Here is an 8,518-nt window from a genome sequence, read left to right on the forward strand (position 1 = left end):
ATGTCCACAGACCTGGCCCCCGACCTGCGCGCTGCGGCGCGCGCTCGCTGGGCCGTTCTCGCTGTCATCCTGTTCGCATCCGTCCTCGACCTGCTGGACGCCACCATCACCAATATCGCCGCACCCACTATCTCCGCCGATCTCGGTGGCGGGGCGGCTCTCGTGCAATGGCTCGGCGCCTCGTACTCCCTTGCCATGGGGGTGCTGCTGGTGGTCGGCGGGCGGCTCGGCGACAGGTTCGGGCGCCGCAGACTGTTCCTCATCGGCATCATCGGCTTCACCTTCGCTTCCATCGCCTGCGGGCTTGCGGTCGGTCCCGCCTCCGTCGTCGTGTTTCGCGTTCTGCAAGGTGGTTTCGGCGCACTGCTCATTCCGCAGGGGTTCGGCATACTCACCGCTGTCTTCCCCCGCGATGAACTGGCCAAGGCCTTCGGCGTCTTCGCACCCGCCCTCGGCCTGTCCGCCGTCGGCGGACCGCTGCTCGCCGGGTTTCTCATCGACGCAGACCTTTTCGGATTCGGTTGGCGGTCGATGTTCCTGATCAATATCGTGCTCGGCGGCTTGGCCGTCGCGCTGGCCGCCCGGCTGCTGCCCCGGGACGACGGCGATCGCTCTGTCACCGTGGACGGACTCGGTTCCGTTCTGCTCGCAGCCGCCATGTTCGGTGTGCTCTACGGACTGATCGAGGGCTCAGCACACGGATGGTCCGCCGCGCCGATCCTGTCATTCCTTACCGGACTCGTCTTCTTCGCGCTGTTCGGGCTACGCCAGCACAGTGCCGCAAGCCCCTTGATCGAGCCCTCGCTGCTGCACAATCGCGGGTTCACATCGGGCCTGTCGCTTGGCTTTCTCTATTTCGCCGCGACATCCGGGTTGCTGCTCGTACTGTCGCTGTACCTACAGGAAGTGCTGCGCCGCAGCCCAACCCAGGCCTCACTCGGACTCGCGCCGGTCGCCGTCGGGATCATCGTCTCTTCCATCGCGGCACATCAACTGCTCGAACGGCTCGGTCGCACACTGGTCACCGTCGGGCTCCTGCTCACTCTGCTCGGCACGCTCACGCTACTGGCCCTCGTCGCGGCGATCGATCCCACACCACCGATGCTGATCGTGCCGGCATTTCTCACCGGCCTCGGTCTGGGAGCCTGCTTCGGCAGCATCTACCAGGTCACCCTCGGGGACATCGATCCGAGCGAATCCGGCAGCGCCAGCGGCTCACTGTCCGCTGTCCAGCAGTTGGCCAACAGCCTCGGCGCGGCCGCTGTCACCACCGTGTACTTCCACACCACCGGCACAGCCGCCGCCCTGGCGGCAGTCGTCGCCATCTCAGCGCTGTGCTGCGTCGTGGTCCCGTTGCTACCACGACATGCGCCACCGCAATCTCGCTGAGACCGGGCCATCCGCGATATCGAGTGGGATGCCAACCGGTCGGAGAACGCCCGAGTCGCCAGGGCAGCCGCAGGGCCCCGACCAGCCACCCTGCCCGCCGCGGTAACGCACGGATACGTCACGACGTTCGACTCGACGGGAGAGTTCCCATGTTCCACTGGTTGCCGCCGACAGGCGGCTATTTGCCCCGAACGGGCAGCTGGCTACCCCTGCTGATGTCGATCTGGCCCCCGCGCGCTATCTGAGCTCCGCGCCGATAGTGACCGGGGAGCGGCCCAATTCCGGGCTCCTGCGAGCAGCGCCTGGCGCGGTCGGCTCCCAAGCCTTCCGCGTCAGGCAGTCAGTGCCTATTACTTCTACGTGTCGACGGTGTAGGTGCCGATGAGCTGGCCGTCTCCGATGCTCGCGTCGACGATCGCGGACCTCGCGTCGTCGGCTGACGTCCGCGCGTCCACCCGTATGGGACGCGAGAGCGCGTAGACGATGAATCGGTAATGGTGGACGCCGGTGCCCGCAGGTGGGCACGGTCCGAAGTATTCGGCGCGCTTCGCGCTGTTGAGGCTGACCACCCCGCCCGCAGGTGCTTCCCCCTCCGCGCTGGACGTGGTCGTCGGCGGAATATTGCTGACCACCCAATGTGTGAACAGGCCGCTCGGGGCGTCCGGGTCGTCCACGATCAGCGCCGAGGTGGCGGCTTCCGGGGGAGTCGTCCAGTTCAGCGGTGGCGGCTCGTTCCTGCCCTGGCAGGTGTAGACCACCGGAATCGGGTCGCCATTGTCGAAAGCGGTACTACGCACCGAGATCTCGTTCGTCGCGGGCATCGCGGCCTCCGCTCGGGTCGAGGATGGGAGTCGAGTCCTGCGATTCGCCTGTCCCGGTCCGTGCGGACGAGCCCGGCGCGCGACGGCGGCGGATACCAGGCGAACCCGGTATGTCGTTGTCAGTCCAGCGTAAGCCGAGGAGGCCCGATCGACCAGGCTCGGCCGCGAACGCGCCGTTACCGACGGACGGACTACCGGCGAGGCCGTCTTCCATGCTCGTCGCGCCGGATCGAGCGCCCTGCGGATGACGGCGGCCGCCATCGCGGCCGCCGTTCATCAGTCGGACCCCACCGCCGCTTGTTTCGTTCCGGCGAGCGCCGCGATCGTCTCGATCCGCCCCACCGCGTCCGTGACGATCCGATCGATCAACTCCTTGCAGGTGGGCAGATCGTCGATGATCCCGGTGACCTGCCCCGCCGCGAGCACGCCCGCCTCGGTATTGCCCTCGACCAATCCGGCGCGCAGCAGCATCGGCGTGTTCGCGGCCATCACGACCTGAGACCAAGTGAGGTCCTTGGCCTTTCGCATGGCAAGGCCGTCGCGGATCATGGTGGACCACTTCATGCCGGTCATGCTCTTGAACCGGGCCGCGTTGCCCACCGCGGCGGTGAGCCCGCGCCAGCGGCCCGAATGTTCCAGCCGCTGCACGAGTTCGGTGTTCAGCACGCGATGCGGCATGCCGTCGACCTTGAGCGACACCACCGTGTCCTGGAGCTGTCGCCGCAGGTACTCCTGCTTGACGGCGTCCGGAACGGTGCTCTCCTGCGTGAGCAGGAACCGGGTGCCCATGGCGACGCCCGCCGCACCGTAGGCCAGGGCGGCGGCCAGGCCGCGCCCGTCGAAGAACCCGCCTGCCGCGACCACGGGAATGTCCACCGCGTCCAGCACCGAGGGCAGCAGCAGGGTGGTGGCCACCGGGCCGGTGTGCCCGCCGCCCTCCCCGCCCTGCACGATCACCGCGTCGGCGCCCCAGGACGCGACTTTGACCGCGTGCTTGGCCGCGCCGATCGACGGGATGACCACCACTCCGGCGTCTTTCAACTTCGCGATCAGATCCTGCTTCGGCGCGAGCGCGAACGACGCGACCGCCACGTTCTCCCGGATCAGCAGATCGATCCGCTCGGGCGCGTCCGCGGCGTCGGCGCGGATGTTCACGCCGAACGGTTTCGCCGTCTGCGCCTTGGTCTTGGCGATGGCCGCCTCGAGTTCGGCGAACGTCATGGTGGCGGAGGCGAGGATGCCGAGTCCGCCCGCTTCGGCGGTGGCCGACACCAGGCTCGGGCCGGCCACCCAGCCCATGCCGGTCTGCACGATCGGATGCTCGATGCCGACCAGATCGGTCAGCGCGGTGCGCAGGCGTGCGCTCATGACGGGACCTCGGTTTCGCGAATCTTCTTGGGGTCGAGCACCTCCCGGATCAGCCGCAACTCCTCGGCGGTGGGCTGGCGTGTCTCATCCGCCTCGGCGAGACCGGCGATCTCGAACGAAGTGTTCTCGGCGACCTCGTCGGCGGTGACGCCGGGATGCAGGCTACGGGCGCGCATGGTGTGTTCCGGGCCCTCGAAGTCGAAGACGCCCAGATTGGTCACCACGCGATGCAAATGGTGGAACCGGTAGGCGGGGTTGCTCGCGTCGACCTTGTCGTATCCCACGCCGGAGACGATGTCGACACCGTCGGTGAACACACGCTTCGTGTGCCGGGCGACCCAGTAACTGGTGGCGTGGTTGATCGTGTTGCCCGGCGCGCCACGCACACCGAACATCTGCCGGGTGGGCTGCTGCAACGATCCGAACGCCGAGAGGTTCTGATTGCCGAACCGGTCGATCTGATTGGCGCCCATCACCACGTGCCGCCGCCCGGAGGCCACCACGTCGAAGACCCTCCGGAACGGAATCCAGCCTTCGATCGGCGCTTTTCCGCCCAGCGGGGGAGTTTCGGCGAACAGCAGCGCCTCGCCGTCGGACAGCAGCAGATCCGATTCGGTGGTGAGTTTGGCCAGGCGCGCCCCGATGATCGACATCGGCGACATGGGGCTGGCCATGATCTCCCCTGCGCCACTGAAGATCTCCGCGCAGGCCACGGCGCAGATCTCGGCGCGGGCGACGGTTTCGATGCTGGTCATCACGCCTCCTCGGCGAATCGGCGGACGGCGGCCTGGTACTGCTCCTCGGAGCCGGAAAGGAAGGTGTCGGCGAACGCCTGCCACGCTTCCGGCGTCTTCGCGGATTCGACGTAGTGCTTCTGGAACTTCTCGTCCCGGCCGTAGTCGTCGGCGGCCAGGGTGAAGTGCGCGCCGCCCGGGGCCTCGACCACGCCGTCCACCATCATGCGGTTGAGCAGCAGCGCTTGCAGGGGAACGGTTTTCACCAGCTCGTCGGTGTCCACCACGCGCTCGACCGAGACGTAGCGGCGCTGCGCCGCCAGGCAGAACAGGTCGTCGAAGTAGGGGTCGACGCCGGTGTAGGCGGCGTTGCCGTGCGCGTCCCCGAGATTCAGGTGCACCAGCGCCGCATCCAGGTTCAGCGCGGGCATGGCGATCAGAGTCTCGGGCGTGCCGTCGACCGGGTAGGGCGATTCGACCGTCTTCAGCTCGCCCTCCCAGAAGTTCGGCACGTCGGAGCCGAGTCCGGCACGGATCGGCAGGAACGGCAGTCGCGCCGCCGCCGCCTCCAGCCCGCACTTGAGCATGCCCTCGTCCATCTCGCGGGCGACCAGCGCGCCCGAGGTGCGCGCCTTCGCGAACCACGGATCGTAGAACGGCGCCGAATCCAGCGACACGAAGCCGTAGTACGCCTTGCGCACCTTGCCCGCCGAGCACAGCAGGCCCAGATCCGGCCCGCCGTAGCCGACCACGGTCAGATCCGTGATGTCCGACCGCAGGATGGCTCGCACCAGCGCCATCGGCTTACGTCGCGAACCCCAGCCGCCGATGCCGATCGTCATCCCGCTGCGCAGCTCGCCGACGACCTCGTCGAGCGACATCCGCTTGTCTCGCATGGAAGTTCCTCTCTACTGCCCGCTCTTGCGCGCCGCGAGGTCGTCGTCGAACCTGGCGCGGATCTCGTCGGCGACGCCGGCGAGGTTGAGTTCGAAGGTGAATCCCTGCTCGTACCGGTAGCTGCGGTGCACGTCCTGCACGTCGATGCCGTTGAGGGCCCGCTTGGCCGCCCGGATCACCCGGCCGTCCTTGGCCGCGATGTTCTTGGCCAGCTCGAGGGCGGCGGCATCGAGTTCGGCGCGCGGCACCACCTGGTAGACCGAGCCGTAGTGGTGCAACTGCTGCGCGGTGATGGTGCTCGCGGTGTAGAACAGCGCGCGCATCAAGTGCTGGGGCACCAGGCGGGCGAGGTGGGTGGCCGCGCCGAGTGCGCCGCGGTCGACCTCGGGCAGCCCGAAGGTGGCGTCGTCGGAGGCGATCACGACATCCGCGTTGCCCACCAAGCCGATGCCGCCGCCCAGGCAGAAGCCCTGGACCACGGCGATCACCGGCACCTGGCACTCGTACACCGCGGCGAAGGCTTCGAAGCAGCCGTGGTTCGCGTCGATCAGGGCCTGGTGGCCCGGCTTGCTCTGGATCTCCTTGATGTCCACGCCCGCGTTGAATCCGCGGTTCTCCGCGCGCAGCACCACCACCTTGGTGTCCGGGTCGCGTCCCGCCGCGCGCACTTCGTCGGCGATCGCGAACCAGCCGTCCGTCGGGATGGCGTTGACCGGCGGATAGTCGACGGTGACCACGCTGATCCCGGTCGATTCGGAGTGGCGGTTGATCCCCATGGCAAGTCCCATCGTGTGTACCAGCGCATTGGCAAAGCAAGCAGTTGCTTGGTAGGTTAGCACGGTGGCACTCGAAATCGATCTGGCCGGGCGCGTCGTTCTGGTGACGGGCGGCGTGCGCGGCGTCGGCGCCGGCGTGAGCAAGGCGTTTCTCGCCGCTGGCGCGACCGTCGTGGCGTGTGCGCGGCGACCGGCCGACGCACCTGTCGAAGTGGACGGCCGCGCGATCGACTACCTGCCCTGCGATGTGCGGGACGCGGACGCGGTGCACGCGCTGGTCGAGACGATCACCGAGCGCCACGGCCGCCTCGACCATCTGGTCAACAACGCGGGCGGCGCTCCCTTCGCGCTCGCCGCCGAGGCGAGCAAGAACTTCCACACCAAGATCGTCGAGCTGAACCTGCTCGCTCCGCTGCTGCTGGCCCAGGCCGCCAACGCGGTGATGCAGCGCCAGGACGACGGCGGCTCCATCGTGAACATCTCCAGCGTCAGCGGTCACCGCCCGTCGCCGGGCACCGCGGCCTACGGCGCGGCCAAGGCGGGCGTGGACAGCCTCACCGGTTCACTCGCCGTCGAGTGGGCGCCCAAAGTGCGGGTGAACTCGCTGGTGGTCGGTCCGGTCGACACCGAGTTGAGTCGGATGCACTACGGCGATCAGGACGGCGTCGACGCGGTTGGCCGGACCATCCCGCTCGGCCGGATGGCCCGCCCCGACGACGTCGGCCGCTGCGCGGTCTTCCTCGCCTCGTCGCTGGCCGCCTACGTCAGCGGCGCGACGCTACTGGTGCACGGCGGCGGTGAACGGCCCGCCTTCCTCGCCGCCTCCAACGCCGACCAGCAGTCCTGAACAAGACCGGACACGAAGTAAGGACACCTATGGATACCGAGCAGATCTGCGCCGGGCGCGTCGTCATCGTCACCGGCGCGGGCCGGGGCATCGGCCGCGCACACGCCCTCGCCTTCGCCGCGGCGGGCGCCGCCGTGGTGGTGAACGACATCGGTTCGACGCTGGACGGGGCGGCCACCGCGGAAACCCCCGCGGCACAGGTCGTGGCGGAGATCGAGGCGCTGGGTGGCCGAGCCGTGGCCAACGGCGACGACGTCGCCGACTGGGCAGGGGCCCGCAGGCTCGTCCAGCAGGCCGTCGACACCTTCGGCAAGCTCGACGTGCTGGTCAACAACGCCGGTTTCGTGCGCGACCGGATGCTGGTCAACCTGAGCGAGGACGAGTGGGACGCGGTGATCCGCGTGCACCTGAAGGGCCACTTCGCCACCATGCGGCACGCGATCGAGTACTGGCGCGGCGAGGCCAAGGCGGGCCGTCCGGTCGACGGCCGGATCATCAACACCAGCTCCGGCGCGGGTTTGCAGGGCAGCGTCGGCCAGAGCAATTACGGCGCGGCCAAAGCGGGCATCGCGGGCTTGACGCTGACCGCCGCCGCGGAGTTCGCCCGCTACGGCGTGACGGTGAACGCGATCGCCCCGTCCGCGCGCACCAGGATGACCGAGACGGTCTTCGCGGACATGATGGCCAAGCCGGAGAACGGCTTCGACACGATGGCGCCGGAGAACGTGTCCCCCCTGGTCGTGTGGTTGGGCAGTGAGCAGTCGGCGGCGGTGACGGGGCGGGTGTTCGAGGTCGAGGGCGGCAAGGTGGCGCTGGCCGACGGCTGGCGGCACGGGGTGGCCGTGGACCGCGGCGCCCGCTGGGATCCGGCCGAACTCGGACCCGTTGTGGCCGATCTGATCGCCAAGGCGACTCCACCGGAGCCGGTGTACGGGGCCTGATCGGCCTCGCCCCTTCCGGGGGCGCGTTCGCGGACCGGGGTCTAGTATGGGCACCCATCCGTTCGGAAAGTCCCGTGTCAGAGTGGCGACCGGGCACAGAACTGCGCTTCGACTGATGAGGGGAAGGCTCGGCGCATGGCAGGAGGCCGCGCATTCCGTGTGCCGATGGTGGCAATCGCCGCCGTGGGCGCGGCTCTGCTCGGCAGCCCGGCCTTCGCCGACGTGGGACCACCCTGCCCCGCATGCGTCGCGGACCCTGCTCCGCCGCCCTATGACAGCGGCGATCCCTGGTATTCGCTGACCGTCCCCGGGCAGCGGTCGGAAATCAGCGCGCCCTCGGTCCAGACCGCCGCCGGAACCGGTTCGGCCGCAGCGGGTTCGGCGGCAGCTGGATCCACCGCGGGTTCCGCAGGGCCGGGTGTGGTGCTCGGTTCGGGTTCGGCCGGTCTCGGCGTGGTGCTCGGTTCGGGGTCCGCTGGTCTCGCGCCGGTCCTCGGTTCCGGCTCGGCCGGCCTGGGCGTCGCGCTCGGCGCTGGTTCGGTGGCCGTCGGCTCGGCTGCCGCCGGTACCGGTTCGGCCGCGCTCGCGACGGGATCCGCTGCCCTCGGCGCGGGTTCGGCCGCGCTGGGCGGCGCGGGTTCGGCAGCGCTCGGCACCGGCTCCGCTGCGCTGGGCGGCACGGGTTCGGCTGTGCTGGGTTCGGGTTCGGCGGCGTTGGGTACCGGTTCGGCTGTGGTGGGTGGCG

At 69.2% G+C, this 8,518-nt stretch carries 8 protein-coding genes and 1 pseudogene; 4 read left to right on the forward strand and 5 right to left on the reverse strand.

The window, feature by feature from the left end; all coding sequences use genetic code 11:
* Complete coding sequence (locus tag NNI01S_RS23500) at positions 1 to 1,389, forward strand: MFS transporter (RefSeq protein ID WP_063022286.1); 1,389 nt, start codon at positions 1 to 3, stop codon at positions 1,387 to 1,389.
* Between the two features lie 356 nt (positions 1,390 to 1,745).
* Here the strand turns inward: NNI01S_RS23500 and NNI01S_RS35450 are convergent, their stop codons facing one another.
* The 5 genes from NNI01S_RS35450 to NNI01S_RS23525 all read right to left on the reverse strand — a co-directional run bounded on the left by NNI01S_RS35450 (position 1,746) and on the right by NNI01S_RS23525 (position 5,985).
* Positions 1,746 to 2,210 carry a YbhB/YbcL family Raf kinase inhibitor-like protein gene (locus NNI01S_RS35450; protein WP_063022287.1) on the reverse strand — a complete coding sequence of 155 codons (465 nt, stop codon included), beginning with the start codon at positions 2,208 to 2,210 and terminating at the stop codon, positions 1,746 to 1,748.
* A gap of 276 nt (positions 2,211 to 2,486) precedes the next feature.
* Positions 2,487 to 3,578 carry an NAD(P)H-dependent flavin oxidoreductase gene (locus tag NNI01S_RS23510; protein ID WP_063022288.1) on the reverse strand — a complete coding sequence of 364 codons (1,092 nt, stop codon included), beginning with the start codon at positions 3,576 to 3,578 and terminating at the stop codon, positions 2,487 to 2,489.
* Complete coding sequence (locus NNI01S_RS23515; RefSeq protein ID WP_063022289.1) at positions 3,575 to 4,333, reverse strand: CoA-transferase subunit beta; 759 nt, start codon at positions 4,331 to 4,333, stop codon at positions 3,575 to 3,577. Before NNI01S_RS23515 ends, NNI01S_RS23510 begins: the two co-directional genes overlap by 4 nt.
* Positions 4,333 to 5,208, reverse strand: a complete 876-nt coding sequence (locus tag NNI01S_RS23520; RefSeq protein ID WP_218019250.1) for a CoA transferase subunit A — start codon at positions 5,206 to 5,208, stop codon at positions 4,333 to 4,335. Before NNI01S_RS23520 ends, NNI01S_RS23515 begins: the two co-directional genes overlap by 1 nt.
* Positions 5,209 to 5,220: 12 nt before the next feature.
* Positions 5,221 to 5,985: an enoyl-CoA hydratase family protein gene (locus NNI01S_RS23525; RefSeq protein ID WP_039794869.1), complete on the reverse strand. Its 765-nt coding sequence runs from the start codon at positions 5,983 to 5,985 to the stop codon at positions 5,221 to 5,223.
* A 64-nt stretch (positions 5,986 to 6,049) separates the two neighbouring features.
* Here NNI01S_RS23525 and NNI01S_RS23530 point away from each other — a divergent pair, with 64 nt between their 5' ends.
* From NNI01S_RS23530 to NNI01S_RS23540, 3 genes and pseudogenes are all read left to right on the forward strand, one after another.
* On the forward strand, positions 6,050 to 6,832 hold the full coding sequence (locus NNI01S_RS23530; protein ID WP_063022291.1) for an SDR family oxidoreductase: 783 nt from the start codon (positions 6,050 to 6,052) through the stop codon (positions 6,830 to 6,832).
* A gap of 29 nt (positions 6,833 to 6,861) precedes the next feature.
* Positions 6,862 to 7,773, forward strand: a complete 912-nt coding sequence (locus NNI01S_RS23535) for an SDR family oxidoreductase (RefSeq protein WP_063022292.1) — start codon at positions 6,862 to 6,864, stop codon at positions 7,771 to 7,773.
* A gap of 165 nt (positions 7,774 to 7,938) precedes the next feature.
* A pseudogene (locus NNI01S_RS23540) lies at positions 7,939 to 8,518 on the forward strand (hypothetical protein); the annotation flags it as partial.

The sequence above is a fragment of the Nocardia niwae NBRC 108934 = DSM 45340 genome (assembly GCF_001613465.1).
In the GTDB taxonomy this organism is placed as follows: domain Bacteria; phylum Actinomycetota; class Actinomycetes; order Mycobacteriales; family Mycobacteriaceae; genus Nocardia; species Nocardia niwae.